The organism is Candidatus Poriferisodalis sp. (assembly GCF_965205175.1).
In the GTDB taxonomy this organism is placed as follows: Bacteria; Actinomycetota; Acidimicrobiia; order Acidimicrobiales; family Poriferisodalaceae; genus Poriferisodalis.
Genome location: NZ_OZ242038.1, coordinates 1,393,642 through 1,407,061 on the forward strand (window position 1 = coordinate 1,393,642; position 13,420 = coordinate 1,407,061).

General features: G+C 68.1%; 15 protein-coding genes. All 15 read left to right on the top strand.

What is annotated here, in order from left to right:
- Window positions 1-122: 122 nt before the first annotated feature.
- Window positions 123-1,613: a hypothetical protein gene (locus ACOGI4_RS06145; protein ID WP_419843043.1), complete on the top strand. Its 1,491-nt coding sequence runs from the start codon at window positions 123-125 to the stop codon at window positions 1,611-1,613.
- 159 nt (window positions 1,614-1,772) lie between these two features.
- The gene (locus ACOGI4_RS06150) at window positions 1,773-2,030 is read left to right on the top strand and encodes a type B 50S ribosomal protein L31 (protein ID WP_419843044.1); all 258 of its coding nucleotides are present in this window, start codon (window positions 1,773-1,775) and stop codon (window positions 2,028-2,030) included.
- A gap of 61 nt (window positions 2,031-2,091) precedes the next feature.
- Window positions 2,092-2,550, top strand: a complete 459-nt coding sequence (locus ACOGI4_RS06155; protein WP_419843045.1) for a hypothetical protein — start codon at window positions 2,092-2,094, stop codon at window positions 2,548-2,550.
- The gene (cutA, locus tag ACOGI4_RS06160; RefSeq protein ID WP_419843046.1) at window positions 2,547-2,903 is read left to right on the top strand and encodes a divalent-cation tolerance protein CutA; all 357 of its coding nucleotides are present in this window, start codon (window positions 2,547-2,549) and stop codon (window positions 2,901-2,903) included. Before ACOGI4_RS06155 ends, cutA begins: the two co-directional genes overlap by 4 nt.
- Before the next feature lie 183 nt (window positions 2,904-3,086).
- Window positions 3,087-4,145 (top strand): hypothetical protein, encoded by a 1,059-nt coding sequence (locus ACOGI4_RS06165; RefSeq protein WP_419843047.1) that lies wholly within the window; start codon window positions 3,087-3,089, stop codon window positions 4,143-4,145.
- 9 nt (window positions 4,146-4,154) lie between these two features.
- Complete coding sequence (gene prfA / locus ACOGI4_RS06170; protein ID WP_419843048.1) at window positions 4,155-5,249, top strand: peptide chain release factor 1; 1,095 nt, start codon at window positions 4,155-4,157, stop codon at window positions 5,247-5,249.
- 31 nt (window positions 5,250-5,280) lie between these two features.
- A complete protein-coding gene (gene prmC, locus ACOGI4_RS06175) occupies window positions 5,281-6,891 on the top strand; it encodes a peptide chain release factor N(5)-glutamine methyltransferase (RefSeq protein ID WP_419843049.1) in 1,611 nt (536 codons plus the stop codon).
- A gap of 53 nt (window positions 6,892-6,944) precedes the next feature.
- The gene (gene rpiB / locus ACOGI4_RS06180; protein ID WP_419843050.1) at window positions 6,945-8,678 is read left to right on the top strand and encodes a ribose 5-phosphate isomerase B; all 1,734 of its coding nucleotides are present in this window, start codon (window positions 6,945-6,947) and stop codon (window positions 8,676-8,678) included.
- A gap of 18 nt (window positions 8,679-8,696) precedes the next feature.
- Window positions 8,697-9,053 (top strand): AtpZ/AtpI family protein, encoded by a 357-nt coding sequence (locus ACOGI4_RS06185; RefSeq protein WP_419840815.1) that lies wholly within the window; start codon window positions 8,697-8,699, stop codon window positions 9,051-9,053.
- A 10-nt stretch (window positions 9,054-9,063) separates the two neighbouring features.
- Window positions 9,064-9,552, top strand: a complete 489-nt coding sequence (locus ACOGI4_RS06190) for an ATP synthase subunit I (RefSeq protein WP_419840816.1) — start codon at window positions 9,064-9,066, stop codon at window positions 9,550-9,552.
- Window positions 9,549-10,340, top strand: a complete 792-nt coding sequence (gene atpB, locus ACOGI4_RS06195; protein ID WP_419840817.1) for a F0F1 ATP synthase subunit A — start codon at window positions 9,549-9,551, stop codon at window positions 10,338-10,340. Before ACOGI4_RS06190 ends, atpB begins: the two co-directional genes overlap by 4 nt.
- A gap of 86 nt (window positions 10,341-10,426) precedes the next feature.
- On the top strand, window positions 10,427-10,678 hold the full coding sequence (gene atpE, locus ACOGI4_RS06200) for an ATP synthase F0 subunit C (protein WP_419838197.1): 252 nt from the start codon (window positions 10,427-10,429) through the stop codon (window positions 10,676-10,678).
- A gap of 9 nt (window positions 10,679-10,687) precedes the next feature.
- A complete protein-coding gene (gene atpF / locus ACOGI4_RS06205; protein ID WP_419840818.1) occupies window positions 10,688-11,230 on the top strand; it encodes a F0F1 ATP synthase subunit B in 543 nt (180 codons plus the stop codon).
- Window positions 11,231-11,324: 94 nt separating this feature from the next.
- On the top strand, window positions 11,325-11,852 hold the full coding sequence (atpH, locus tag ACOGI4_RS06210; RefSeq protein WP_419840819.1) for an ATP synthase F1 subunit delta: 528 nt from the start codon (window positions 11,325-11,327) through the stop codon (window positions 11,850-11,852).
- A complete protein-coding gene (atpA, locus tag ACOGI4_RS06215) occupies window positions 11,849-13,417 on the top strand; it encodes a F0F1 ATP synthase subunit alpha (protein WP_419840820.1) in 1,569 nt (522 codons plus the stop codon). The genes atpH and atpA overlap by 4 nt, the downstream gene beginning before the upstream one ends.
- Window positions 13,418-13,420 lie beyond the last annotated feature (3 nt).

Consider the following 13,420-nt stretch of genomic DNA (forward strand, 5'->3'; position numbering starts at 1 on the left):
CTCGTTCGAGCGCCACGTGACCAGATCGCCGGGTCGGGCGCCGAGGCTCGCCCCTGGAAGCGCCGACTCGCTTCGCGTCCCAGGCGGCGCCTCAACAGCAGGCCGAAGTTGCAGAGGTAGCTATGTCGGACACGCCGGATCGTGCATTGCTGGAATCCAAGGAGCGCGACGAACTGCTGCAGATCGCAGCGGCGCTGGGCGTGGAAGTTCCCGCACGCGCTCGCAAGGGCACCATCGTCAGCGCCATCCTTGCGCCCGACGGCACCGACGCGTCCGATGGCGCTCACGGTGCGCCGACCGCCGGAGCGACCGGCGAGACGGACCTGCAAGCCACCTTGCCGATGGGCCGTGAAGCCGATGGGCCGACGGTGACGAAGCGCACTCGGACACCCGCGCCGATGCACACCGACGACGCGGCGCAGCAGCCGGCCGTCGCCACCGGCGCGGAGACTTCGAGAGCAGAGGATGCAGATGACGCGACGCCGCAACGGGAGCCGCGCAACCGACCAGACTCGCCGACGACCCGCCCTGAGGCACAGTTCGGCGATGAACAGCAGGCCGAAGCGCAGGTAGCCGAGGAAGGCAACCGTCGAAGTCGTCGGCGCGGTCGCGGTCGAGACGACGCCCCGGCCCTCGGGGAGACCGTACACTGCGACGGCTTCTTGGATCTGCGTGAGGAGGGTTACGGCTTCCTGCGCACCGACGGCCCGCTGCCGTCAGCGGACGACGTCTACGTAGCCGCTCGGCAGGTGCGCCAGCACGATCTGCGCCGCGGCGACCGGATCACCGGCATCAGCCGGCCGGCGGCTCGCAGCGAGCGGAATCCCGCACTGCTGCGCTTGGACACGCTCAATGGCGAGCCGCCGCCCGAGCAGCCGGATCGACCGCACTTCGATCTCCTCACGCCAGTGCTGCCGTCCGAAGCGCTGTCGCTGGCGTCCGAGCCGGGTGTCCATCAGCTCGCGGTGATCGACGCAATCGCGCCGGTCGGCTTGGGCTCTCGCGGTCTGCTGACCGCAGGCGGCACACGCTCGCTGTCCCCGCTGATCGCCACCATGGCCGCAGCGATCGGCGACCGGCATCCCGATGTACACCTGCTGGTGCTGCTGATCGCTGAGCGGCCCGAAGACGTGACGGAGATGCGCCGCAGGCTTGAGACCTCGGGCGAGGTGGTCGCATCGACCTTCGATCGGTCTCCTGACGAGCACCTCGCCGTGGCGGAGCTGACGCTGGAACGCACGAAGCGCATGGCCGAGGACGGTGCCGACGTGGTCATCCTCTTCGACGGCTTGACACGTCTCGCACGTGCCTATGCCTCTGGCAGCGGACGTCACCAGTCCGCAGATGCAGTCGCGGCAGCCGTCATCTCGACGCTGCGGTTCTTCGGCGCCGGCCGCAATCTGGAGGAGGCCGGCTCGATCACGATGGTGGCGACGGTGCGCACCTCCACCGGGAGCGAGGTCGACGATCTCGTCGCGGCGCGGCTGCGCGAGGCAGCGAACCTCGAGATCGCGCTCGACGACGACGCGCCCGGGATCGGCGAACTGGCGGTGGCCTCGGGCGAGCTTCGTCTCGACCGCGGTCGCAGCTTCAGCCTCGGCGATCACCGCTGATCGTCACTCGATCTGGTGCAGGCTGCTCCCGACCGGGCACACTGCGAGTCTCGGCACCCTAGACTGCGCTGCGGTGTCGTGGGCGTCTCGCGCCATTCGACATCACGTATCACTGCCATCGACGCCGGCCCCAATCCGGGCTGCTAGCTAGGGATCACGATGAAGAGCGACATCCATCCGAACTATCGGCCGGTGGTCTTCCGAGATGCCGGTGCGGACTTCGCCTTCCTCACGAAGTCCACGATCGAGACCAGCGACACCATCGAGTGGTCGGACGGCAACACCTACCCGCTGGCCAACGTGGAGCTGTCCAGCGCCAGTCACCCGTTCTACACCGGGCAGATGAAGATCGTCGACACGGCGGGCCGCGTGGAGCGCTTCGAGCGGCGCTACGGCCAGCGGAAGCGAAGGCGCTGAACTCGAACAGCGCAGACGCAAGCGGCTGTGGCGGCACAGACATGAGCGGGACAACCCGCTGATGAGCGGTGTGGCAGATATCTGGGTTCCGCTGTTGGCTGCTGCACTTGGTTTGGTGCCGTACGTTCTCGAACGCCGTCACCGCCGTCGACTCGAAGACGATCAGCGCAGGCGAGTGTGGGCGGACATCTCGCGGATCCGTGGGTTGATGTCCGATATCGAGAGAGATTCGACTCCGGGCCCGGGAGCTCTGCAAGCAGCAGGCAAGCTCTCGGATGCGCTTCGGGGCCTGATCCACGAGGCATGCAGGCTGGAACGGAGACTTGATGTGGCGACCGTGCGCAAGTGGCGGGCGACGGGTCGCCTAGCATCGGATTGGCAGGAGCAGCTGGCCATGCAGATGCTCCACGCCGAAGAAGTCCCTCAGGGCGATGTGGACAGGCTGATGAAGGCGCACGGCAACACCGACGAGCTGCCGGCCGAGCATCCGATGAGCGCCCGCAGGGACAATGAGCCATGAAACCTGTGATTGTCACGGTGAGCTGTCCGTCAGCAAACGAAGCAGCAGCTGTCGTCCGCGAGGTGGTGCGGCAACGCCTCGCTGCTGCAGGCCAGACCTGGCCGATTACCAGTGTCTTCTGGTGGGACGGCGAGCTGGTCAACCGTCAGGAGCACATCGTGCTGTTCAAGACTGTCGAAGCCCGCGTCGATCGAGTCATGGAAGTGATCGGCGCCACCCACAGCTATGACACACCCTCCATTGCGGTCGTACCGGTGGCGCGCGTCGGTCCGGGAGTTGAGAGCTGGCTAGGCGACTCGACGCAGCAGATGCGCGGGACAGACCGAGACTCCACCGTTCCTGAGCTTGTCTGAAGTCCGCGCCGCAAGGAATGGAGCGCTGCTAGTGGCAACGCGCCTCGCCGCAGGCAGGCATCGCGCCCGTGGATGCACTGTCGATGTGGTGTCTGCACGGGTTCGTCTCGACACGTCGTCACGCTGCCCACTTGTCGGCACGGCCAGTGCAGTTGTCGGCATGTCCAGCTCTTCTTGGTTGACGTGACGCTGGATCCTGAGCGCATTCGGGTGCTGCATGCGGCGAAGCTGCGCGCATTGGCCCGCAACGTGCTCGGCCTGGAGGTCACCGAGGTCACGGGCACGGTCGACGGCGCGCTGGCGGTCACCGTGGGCCGTCGACCCGCAGTGGTGAGCCTTGCGCAAGAACACGCCGAGCGGGCGCTCGGGGGCGCCTTGGCGCTGGCCGTTCGTGCCGGCTGCGACGACGTGCATGTCTTCGCTGAGCATCACAGCGACGTGCTCGCTCGGAGGGCCGCGTGTTTCGTGCCGCCGCCCTCCGTCTGGGCGGTCGAAGGGGCGGGTGCCACACCGGCGGAACCGGCGTTGCGGCTCGTCGGGCCGGCCCCGCCCCGCGTGCCCGAACTGGTCGCGCTGCTGGCCGACGCGGGGGTGGAGGTGGTCGCTGAGCACGGCGTGATCACCGGCGAGATCGAGGGCCTCGAAGTTGCCCGCATCGTCGAGACGCCGCCACCCTGCGGCGAGAACGGCGAATGGGACGACGGCGACGATGCAGCCCGTCGTTGCCCCGGCTGGCGCGTTGAGGTAGGAGTCGGCACCCACGATCGTGAGGCATTCTCGGTGCTGCACGCAGACGAACCCACGCCCGGCGCCCTTCGGCGGGTCGCGGAGGCGGTGCGGGCGCATCGTTCTCCAGGCGCGCCGCCGCACCCGCTCAATCGCTTGGCGGCAGCTCGCTGGCTTCGCTCGCTGCTCGTGCGCAGTCCCGGTCTCGCCGGTGCGAGCCGCTTGCGGGCTGCACCGCCGCCGGTCGCGCGCAGCGGACCGAAGGACCGAGCGCCGGCGGTGGCCTACGGCGTGACCCCCCGCGGCCGCCGACTCGTGGTGGTGGCGTGCGTCGGCATCGACCTCGACGTCGTGCCGTTCGCAGCCGATGCCCGCCAGTACCTCGATCCCGACGCCGCATTGACCGTCGCGCTTCCCAAGCGCGACGCGCACAGCGTCATCAGATCCATGGCTGCGCGGCTGAGCCGGCCTGCGCAGCTCGCTGAGATCGACGACGATTGGAGGGCCGTCTCCTAGCCTGAGCGCGTGCTGGGTGCTGTCGAATCGGTGCGACTCGATGCGCTCGAGGCGGAGCGAGCAGAACTCGAGCGTCAGCTGGGCGAGGGCGCTGCGGCCGCCGGCAGTTCACGTTTCGCCGAACTCGGCCGACGGCTGGCGCGTATCGCCGAGATCATTGACGTGGCTCGCAAGGCCCGGCAGGCACGCGCTGACTCCCAGGCCGCCAAGGACCTGCTGGATGCCAGCGTCGGCGCGGATGCCGACGAGGCGGCAGCGATGCTCGAGGCCGCGACCACTCAGGCCGCGGCATTCGACGAGCGGCTGAGCCTGTTGTTGCTGCCGCCGGACCCCAACGACGAGCGCGACGTCATCGTCGAGATCCAGGGCGCCGAAGGTGGCGAAGAAGCCAACATCTGGGCAGGGGACCTCTTCGGCATGTATCGCGCCTATGTGGGGGCGCAAGCTGGCTGGTCCATGGAACTGCTGGGCAGCCAGCACAGCGACATGGGGGGTTTCACGAACGTGACCTTCGCTGTGCGGGGCCCCAACGTGTGGCGGCGACTGAAGCACGAGGGCGGGCCGCACCGGGTGCAGCGTGTGCCGGTGACCGAGTCCAGCGGACGTGTCCACACCTCGTCGGCAACCGTGAGCGTGCTGCCCGAAGCCGAGGAGGTCGACGTCGAGATTGATCCCAACGATCTCATCGTGGACACGTTTCGATCGTCAGGTCCCGGCGGCCAGTCCGTGAACACCACCGACTCGGCGGTGCGCATAACCCACAAGCCCAGCGGGGTCGTGGTGTCGATGCAGGACGAGAAGAGCCAGCTGCAGAACCGGGCGAAGGCCATGCGGGTGTTGCGTTCCAGGCTGCTCGTGCGCCAGCAGGCGGCTCACGCCGCGGAGCTCGCGGCCCACAAGCGGGATCAGGTTCGCGGCGGCGGCCGGTCGGAGAAGATTCGCACCTACAACTTCAAGGAGAATCGCGTGACCGATCACCGGATCGGGCTGACGCTCCACAAGTTGGACCGGGTGCTTGCCGGCGACATGGACGAGATCATCGACGCCCTCGCGAGCGCCGAGCGCGCCGCGCAGCTCGCAGCAGCTGCCGCCGGCGTCGGGTGACCGCACCGCGGGCAACGCTTCGGCACGTGCGATGACCTGCGCCGAGGTGCTGACGCTGGGCGAGCTGTACCGCGGGCTGAGCGAGCAGTTCGCAACAGCGGGCGTGCCCGAGCCGGAGGTGAGCGCACGTCGCATCGCCGCGCAAGCCGGCGGCTGCAGCGCTGCCGGCGTCGTGTCGGGTGCTGCAATGCCGTTGACGAAGCGCATGGTCGCTCACGCGGATGCCATGGCCGCCCGCAGAGCAGCAGGCGAGCCGCTGCAGTACGTGCTGGGCAGCTGGGGCTTCCGCCGCCTGGAGCTGGCAGTGGACCAGCGGGCGCTCATCCCGCGACCGGAGACCGAAACGGTCGCGGGCATCGCCATCGACTGGCTCGCTGCGGCTGGCAGCCGTCGACCCAACGCCGTGCCGAACGTGGCCGATCTGGGCACCGGCTGCGGAGCGATCGCCCTGTCGATCGCACACGAAGTGCCAGCCGCCCGGGTGTTCGCCACCGACAGTTCGCACGACGCGCTGGCGTTGGCGGCATCCAACCTGGCCGGTGTGGCGAGTGCGGCCGCCCGCATCACGCTGCATCACGGAGACTGGTTCGAGGCGCTCGCGACAGCAGACCTTCGACACCCCGAGACCGGTGCCGCAGAGTCTCTGCGAGGCCGTCTGGACCTGGTGATCTCCAATCCGCCCTACGTGGCAGACGGCGACGTAGTGGCGCCCGAAGTCCGCGACTGGGAGCCGCACTCGGCGCTGTACGCAGGGCCCGACGGACTCAGCGCGCTGCGCACCATTGTCCGAGACGCACGTGGCTGGCTGGCGCCCGGCGGCCTGCTGGTGCTGGAACTGGCCGCGACCCAGTCGGCCGCGGTCGCGGCCTTGGCGTCGTCGCGCGGTTACGACCACATCCGCATCGAGCAGGACTTGGCGGGCTTGGACCGAGCGCTGGTCGCCTCGCGCCCGCGCGCCGAACCCGACGAGGCTCAGCTGCGTCTCGCCGCTGAACGTCTGTCGGCGGGCGACTGCGTCGTTGCGCCCACCGACACGCTCTGCGGCATCATGGCCCGCTACGGCGATGCCGAAGCCGTCGCCCGTGTGTGCGACATCAAGCGGCGCCCTCGCAGTGAACCCATGCCGATCCTGGTTTCCGGACTGGCCCAAGCAGAAGAACTCGTCGAGCTGAACGAAGCTGCCCGAACGCTGGCGCGGCGACATTGGCCCGGCGGCCTGACGCTGGTCGCCGAACGCCGAGGCGGCCCCGACCCGCTGCACGGCCGCGAGACGCTGGGGGTTCGCGTGCCGGACCTCGGCTGGCTGCGCTGGCTGATCGACGAGGTCGGTCCGGTCACCGGCACCAGCGCCAACCGGCACGGTCTGCCCACTCCGGCTGATGCGGCTGAAGCGGCGGCGTTGCTGTTCGAAGGCCCGAGCGAAGCGGACGTGCCCGGGAGAATCATAGCAGGACGAGCGCCCGGAGGCACCGCTTCCACGGTGGTGGACGTGACTGCAGACTCGCTGGTCGTGCTGCGCGCCGGAGCGGTGAGGGCCGAGCTGCTCGAAGTTCAAGGTCTGCCACGGCCGTGCGCGCCCGGATCCGACTCGCAGGGACCTGTGCCGCCCACATCCGGCCGGCATGGAGCGGCGGGCAGATGAGCGGCGACCGCCGTCCATGTCGCAACGGCGGCGACCGCTGCGAGACTCACAGGGTGACACACGGCGACCCGTCCGCTGCTCAGACCATGGTCGTCGCGCTGGGCGCGGATCACGCCGGCTGGGAGCTCAAGGATCGGCTGGCACAGCACCTGCGCACTGCCGGCTGTGACGTCGTCGATCTCGGCACGAACGGCCCGGCGCCGGTGGACTACCCCGACTACGGCGCGGCGGTGGGCGAGGCGGTCGCAGCGCGTACTGCCGAGCTGGGCGTGGCCGTGTGCGGCAGCGGCATCGGCATCGCCATAGCTGCCGGCAAGGTGCCCGGCATCCGCGCCGCGACCGTCCACGACGAGACCTCGGCCCGGCTGGCCCGGCAGCACAACGACGCCAACGTCGTCTGCTTCGGCGCGCGGCTGATCGACCCGAAGCTCGCCATTGCCGCGCTGGGCGCTTTCTTGGAAGCCTCATTCGAGGGCGGCCGCCACGAGCCTCGACTGCGCAAGATCGATGGCATAGGGCGCGCCGGTACACCGCCGCGTGCGGCCCGCTGGGCGCAGCGCGGCGACCCCGAGATGGACACCCTGCTCGACGCCGAGCTGGAGCGCCAGATGACCACGCTGCAGCTCATCGCCTCGGAGAACTTCGCCTCGCCCGCAGTGATGGCAGTCACCGGCAGCGTGTTCACCAACAAGTACAGCGAGGGCTACCCGCGTCGCCGCTACTACGGCGGCAATGTCCACGCCGACGCAGCCGAGCAGCTCGCCATCGACCGCATCAAGGAGCTCTTCGGTGCTGAGCACGCCAACGTGCAGCCCCATTCAGGGTCGCAGGCCAATGCTGCGGCGTACTTGGCGCTGCTGGACATCGGCGACACCGTGATGGGCATGAGCTTGGATCACGGCGGCCATCTCACGCACGGGTCGCCGGTGAATGCCAGCGGCAAGCTCTACGACTTCGTCAGCTACGGACTGACTCGCAGCGACGAACGAATCGACTACGAGGCCATGGCCGAGTTGGCTCGTGAACACCGGCCCAAGCTGATCGTGGCGGGTGCCACGGCCTACCCGCGCCGCATCGACCCCAAGCCGTTTCGCGAGGTGTGCGACGAGGTCGGCGCTGCATTCATGTTCGATGCAGCGCACATCGCGGGCCTGATCGTGGCCGGCGTGCATCCGAACCCGGTGCCGTTCGCCGACGTCGTCACCTTCACGACGCACAAGACCATGCGCGGACCCCGCGGCGGAACGATCCTGTGTACGCAGGAATATGCCAAGCGCATCGATTCGGCGGTGTTCCCGGGCAGCCAAGGCGGACCGCTCGATCACGCGGTGGCGGCCAAGGCCGTCGGATTCGCCGAAGCGGCACGGCCCGACTTCGCCGCCTACCAGTCCCGCATCGTGACCAATGCGGCAGCGCTCGCCGATGCACTGGGCAGTCATGGCTTCCGGCTGGTGACCGGCGGCACGGACAATCACCTGCTGCTCATCGACCTGCGCACCTTCGATCCCGATCTCACCGGCAAGGCGGCCCAAGAGGCGCTCGACGCGGCCGGCATCACGCTCAATCGCAATGCGATACCCGATGACCCGCGCTCGCCGTTCGTGACCAGCGGCCTGCGGATGGGCACACCGTCGGTGACCACTCAAGGCATGACGCCCTCCGAGATGGCCCAGATAGCTGAGTTCACCGCACGCGTGCTGAAGGCGCCCGACGACGTTGGCGTCATTGCCCAGGTACGCGCGGAAGTCGCCGAGCTCTGCGCTGCATTCCCGCCCTACGACCGCTGACGCTCCTAGCCTGTCCACGTGGCGCGCGCTCCCCGCAACCGCACCGGCACCGGCAGCGAAGACGGCTTGGCGAAAGCCATCGAGATCGTGATGACCCCGGCACTCTTCGCAGCGGCCGGATTCGGACTGGACCGCTGGTGGGGCACGGGGCCGTGGCTCGCGCTGAGTTTCGGCATGGTCGCGTTCATCGGAAAGCTGCTGGTGGAGTGGTATCGCTACGCAGAACGCATGCACGTCCATGAACAGGAGATCGCCGCCGGGCGGCCCACCGAACGCCGCAGCATCGACCGCGGGGCAGGCGCTGACGACTCGGCATCGCTGCCCACAGGCGTATCGCTGGAATCCGACACTGCCGCGACGCTTGGTCAGCCATGACCGGTCTGTCATGACTGCGTCGACCTTTCGCGAAGCGGGCGAGGCGCGCAATGGCACGCCGGGCCTGCAGACACGCCCCGGTGCCGCCCTCGAGCGCGACATCGCCCACGACATGGCGCGCCGCAGTCTGTGGGTGTTTCCCGCTTGGGTGGTCGTCAGCGGATTCCTCTGGGGCCTCGGCGGCGCATTGTCGGCAGCGCTCGGCTATGGGCTGGTCGTCGGGAATCTGGTTGCAGCGGCGGCGCTGCTGGCATGGGGTGCCCGCACATCGCCGTATGCGCTCATGGGGGCCGCGCTGGGGGGGTTCGTCGTGCGGCTCGCACTGCTCGCCGGCATCGTGCTCGGCGCTGCCCAGCTGGGCTCGTTCGAGCCCGTGCCGCTCACGATCACCATCGGCGTGGGCCACATCGGTCTGCTTGTCTGGGAGATCCGCTATGTTTCCCTGCGGCTCGCAGCCCCAGGCCTCGATCTTCAACGTCCCGGCAAGGAGCACCAGTGAACCTGCTAGCGCTGTACTTCCCGGACATCGGGCACCTCTTGGAGTGGCCGAACATCCTGCCCGGGTTGGACGACTCGCCATTCGCGCTGAACAAGGTCGGCATCATCTACATCTTCGCCCTCGTCGCTCCGGTGGTGATGTTCGTGATGGCCAAGCGCCGCTACGAGCGCGCCGAGGTCATGGCCGCGCCGCGCGGCATCCAGACGGTGGCGGAGACGTCGACGGAGTTCATCCGCGACAACGTCATCATGCAGACCATCGGGCCTGACGGCCTTCGCTACCTGCCGTTCTTGATGTCGCTGTTCTTGTTCATCCTCTTCTCCAACATCACCGAGGTCTTCCCGTTCATTCACTTCCCGGCGAACGCCCGCATGGCGATGCCTGCCGTGCTGGCCGTGCTGGTCTGGGTGGTGTTCAACGCTGTCGGCATCAAGCACCACGGGGTCTTCGGCTACTTCAAGAACGTAGTGATCCCGCCCGGGGTGCCCAAGGCGCTGCTGCCGCTGGTGGCGCTGATCGAGTTCGTCTCGACGTTCTTCGTGCGGCCGTTCTCCCTCGCGGTGCGGCTCTTCGCCAACATGCTGGCCGGACACCTGCTGTTGGTCACCTTCGGCGTGCTCACAGCGGCGCTGTGGGACACGAGCCCCCTGTTCGCCATCGTGTGGGCGCCGTTCGTGGTGCTCATCGGCCTGACCGCCTTCGAGATTCTCGTGGCGTTCTTGCAGGCGTTCATCTTCACGATCCTCACCGCCGTCTACATCGGCGGCGCGCTCCATCCGGAGCACTGAGCTAAGACCCCAGCACCTTCCCACCGAGCGCCTCGGCGCTGCGGCACTTGACCCAAGATCCAGCACAACACAGGAGAACACGAGTAATGGACTTGCTTGCACAAGCGGACACCGCACTCGACGGCCTCAAGGCGCTCGGCGCCGGCCTCGGCTATGGCCTCGCGGCTATCGGTCCGGGCGTCGGCATCGGCCTGGTCGTCGGCAACGCCATCACCGCGATGGCACGCCAGCCCGAATCAGCAGGCATGGTGCGCACGACCATGTTCTTGGGCATCGCGTTCACCGAGGCCTTGGCGCTCATCGGTTTCGTGGTGTTCATCCTGCTCAACTTCGCGTAGGAGGCGGCAGTGAACTCCGCGACAGCAGGAGGGCTGCTCGCCGCGACCGAGGGCGAGGCCAGCTCCAATCCGATCGTTCCCGAGTGGAACGAGGTGATCTGGGGAACGGCGGCATTCGTCATTCTCCTCATCGTGATGTGGAAGCTGGCGCTGCCGCCGATTCGTCGGGCCATGGAGGCTCGCACGGAACGCATCCAAAGCGACTTGGATGCCGCCGCGAGCGCCAAAGCCGAAGCCGAGGAGCTGCGCGCTGCGTACGACTCGCGCTTGGCCGAGGCACATGCAGAAGCAGCGCGCATCATCGAGGAAGCCAAGGGAGCTGCCGAGGCAGTTCGCCAGGAGCGTCTTGCGGCCATCGAACCAGAGATCGCCGAGCGACGGGCCCAGGCCGATGCCGACATCGAGGCGGCTCGTGCGCGAGCGATGGCTGAGGTGCGCGCCGACATCACGTCGATCGCCGTGGGCGCCGCCGAGCAGGTGGTTCGCGCCAGCATCGACGAAGCGGCGCATGCCCGGCTGATCGAGGACTACATCGCACGGGTGGGCAACTGAGCCTCACCGCGCTCTCCTTTGGGCCGCGCCCATCCAGCGGGGACGGTCGGCCTTGGACCGGGACAGGAGTTGAACTGATGACCAGGATTGACCGATGAGCGAGCGAACCGAGGGGTACGCAGGCGCAGTCGTGGCCATCGCGCAGGCCGAGGATCAGCTCGATCGCGTGACCGACGAGCTGTCCGCTGTCGGCCGGGCTGCCGCCGCGAACGAAGACCTGCGCCGCGTGCTCGCTGACCGCTCGGTCCCGGCATCGCGCCGCATCGGCATCGTCGAGGATCTGCTGGCAGCGCAGGCGTCACCGGTGACCCTCAACGTGGTGGCACTTCTGGTCGGTGCCGGTCGCGGGGGCGACATCGACGCTGTGGCAGCCGAGGCCTTGGAGTTGGCGGCGGCGAGTCGGGGAGGCGCACTGGCTGAAGTCCGATCTGCCGTAGCGCTCACCGATGAGCAGATCGCCCGAGTGTCCGAAGCGCTCAGCCAGGCCAGCGGACGCAACGTAACCGTCCATGTCGTAGTGGACCCCGAGATCATCGGAGGGCTCAGCGCCCAGATCGGCGACACGGTCTTCGACGGCTCGGTTCGCACTCGGCTCGACCAGATGAAGGAGCGCTTGTCGTGACCGACTTGAGCCTCAATATTGACGACATCACCTCGGCAATTCGCCGGAACCTGGAGGGCTTCGACCCGGCGATCGAGGCCGGCACCGTCGGCCGCATTCTGGAGGTCGGTGACGGCATCGCCCGCGTGTCGGGCCTGCCAGGCTGCTCGGTGAACGAAATTCTCGAATTCGCCAGCGGCGACGTCGGCTTGGCCCTGAACCTCGACGAGAATTCGATTGGCGCGGTGGTGCTTGGCAGCGTCGAGCACATCGAGGAAGGCCAGGCGGTGCGAGCCACCGGCCGCATCCTGTCGGTCCCGGTCGGGGATGCAGTGCTCGGCCGCGTCGTCAACGCGCTGGGCCAGCCGATCGACGGCCAAGGCGAGATCACTGGCGCCAGCGAGCGACGCATGGAAATTCAGGCGCCTGGCGTGATGGGCCGCAAGCCCGTTCACGAGCCGCTGCAGACGGGCATCAAGGCCATCGACTCGATGACGCCGGTCGGTCGGGGCCAACGCGAGCTCATCATCGGCGACCGAAAGACCGGCAAGACCTCCGTGGCTGTCGACACCATCTTGAATCAGGCTGGTCTCGGCGTGAAGTGCATCTACGTGGCCATCGGCCAGAAGGGCTCGACGGTTGCTCAGGTCGTGAACACGCTGCGCGAGCGTGGCGCCATGGAGTACACCGTGGTGGTGTCGGCGCCCGCGTCGGACCCGGCGCCGTTCAAGTACTTGGCGCCCTATGCGGGCTGCGCCATGGGCCAGCACTGGATGGAGACCGGCGATCACGCGCTCATCGTCTATGACGACTTGTCCAAGCAGGCTGAGGCGTACCGGCAGCTGTCGCTGCTGCTGCGCCGCCCGCCGGGCCGCGAGGCGTACCCAGGCGACGTCTTCTACCTGCACAGCAGGCTGCTCGAGCGTGCCGCCAAGCTGTCCGACGCCAACGGCGCGGGCTCGTTGACGGCTCTGCCGATCATCGAGACCAAGGCGGGCGACGTGTCGGCGTACATCCCGACCAATGTGATCTCCATTACCGACGGTCAGATCTACCTCCAGGACGACCTGTTCAAGTCCGGCGTGCGGCCCGCAGTGGACGTGGGCATCTCGGTGTCGCGAGTGGGGTCCGCCGCCCAGACCAAAGCCATGAAGAGCGTGGCCGGCACCCTCAAGATCGACCTCGCCCAGTTCCGCGACCTCGAGGCCTTCGCCACCTTCGGCTCGGAGCTCGATGCGGTGTCTGCTGCTCAGCTCGGCCGGGGCTACCGACTCGTGGAGCTGCTCAAGCAGGGACTCAACTCGCCGATGCCGGTGGAAGAGCAGGTGGTGGTCATCTACGCAGGCACGAACGGCTACGTCGACGGCATCGAAGTCACCGACGTCGGTCGCTATGAGGCTGAGCTGCTGGCCTACATGAGCACTCGGCACAGCGCGCTGATGTCGGACATCCGCACCTCCGGCGAGGTCGAAGCAGCCGCGTTGCAGGCAGCCGTCGAGGCATTCACCGCCCAGTTCGTCGCCTCCGGCACGGCCAACGACGGCAGCCAGCTCGAGTCCGCCGGCGAGAGCTCGACGGAGGGCTGAGCG